The sequence below is a fragment of the Streptomyces bambusae genome (assembly GCF_019400985.1).
Lineage (GTDB): Bacteria > Actinomycetota > Actinomycetes > Streptomycetales > Streptomycetaceae > Streptomyces > Streptomyces bambusae_A.
The window spans coordinates 1-1,116 of sequence record NZ_WTFF01000666.1 but is presented as its reverse complement, the minus strand read 5'-3'; the positions used below and the strand labels follow the sequence as shown (position 1 = coordinate 1,116).

1 protein-coding gene is annotated in these 1,116 nt (G+C 75.0%); it reads left to right on the top strand.

The window, feature by feature from the left end; genetic code table 11:
* Positions 1-234 precede the first annotated feature (234 nt).
* The gene (locus tag GPJ59_RS36425) at positions 235-990 is read left to right on the top strand and encodes a Mut7-C ubiquitin/RNAse domain-containing protein (protein WP_219672378.1); all 756 of its coding nucleotides are present in this window, start codon (positions 235-237) and stop codon (positions 988-990) included.
* Positions 991-1,116: the final 126 nt, after the last annotated feature.

Here is a 1,116-nt window from a genome sequence, read left to right as displayed (position 1 = left end):
TACGTCTACGCCTGCCGCACCACACGATCCGTACACCGGTAAGATCGTCGGCAGCGACAGATGCGTATAAGAGCCAGGCCCAGGCCCGAGGGCCCGGGGCCGGAGCCCGGGGGCGCAGCCGCCCGGGGGCGCAGCCCCGGCCCAGACCCAAAGCCAGGCCCAGGCCCAGGGACCGGGCCCCGGCCCGGGAAAAGCGCGCCCGCCCCGCCGGGCAGCAATGGCATGCTGGGCCACGTGAACCGTCCCGACATCCACCTCACCCTCGCCCCCGAACTGCGTCTGTTCGCCCCGCCGAGCCGCCGCACCGACCGCGTGCCGACCACCACCGACGGCGCCTCCAGCCTCGGCCACGTCGTCGAGTCGGCCGGCGTGCCGCTCACCGAGGTCGGCCGGCTGCTCGTGGACGGCCGCGAGGTCCCTGTCTCGTACGTGCCCCAGGACGGCGAGACCGTCGAGGTGCTCGGCGTCAGCCGCCCCCAGCAGGTCCCCGGCGCACCCCTGCGCTTCCTCCTCGACGTCCACCTCGGCACCCTCGCGCGCCGCCTGCGCCTCCTCGGCGTGGACGCCGCCTACGACAACGAGGACCCCGGCGACCAGGCCCTGGCCACCCGTTCCGCGGACGAACGCCGCGTCCTGCTCTCCCGTGACCGCGGCCTGCTGCGCCGTCGCGAGATCTGGGCCGGCGCGTACGTCTACAGCGACAACCCGGACGAGCAACTGCGCGACGTCCTCGGCCGGTTCGCGCCCGCCCTCACCCCCTGGACCCGCTGCACCGCCTGCAACGGCCCGCTGCACGACGCCGACAAGGAGAGCGTCGGCGATCGCCTCGAAGGCGGCACGCACCGTTCGTACGACGTCTTCGCGCAGTGCTCCGACTGCGAACGCGTCTACTGGCGCGGCGCCCATCACGCCCGCCTGGAACGCATCGTGAACGAGGCGGTGGCGGAGTTCGGCGAGCCGGCACTCCCCGCGGAAGCACAACAGGCGTAGCCCGGGCCCGGGCCGGGCCCTGATCCCGGCCCGGGGTGGGCAGCCCCGGCCCTGATCCGGGCCCGCCCCCGGCCCGGCCTGGGGCGGGGCGGGCAGCCCCGGACCTGTCCCTTTTACCCATCTCCG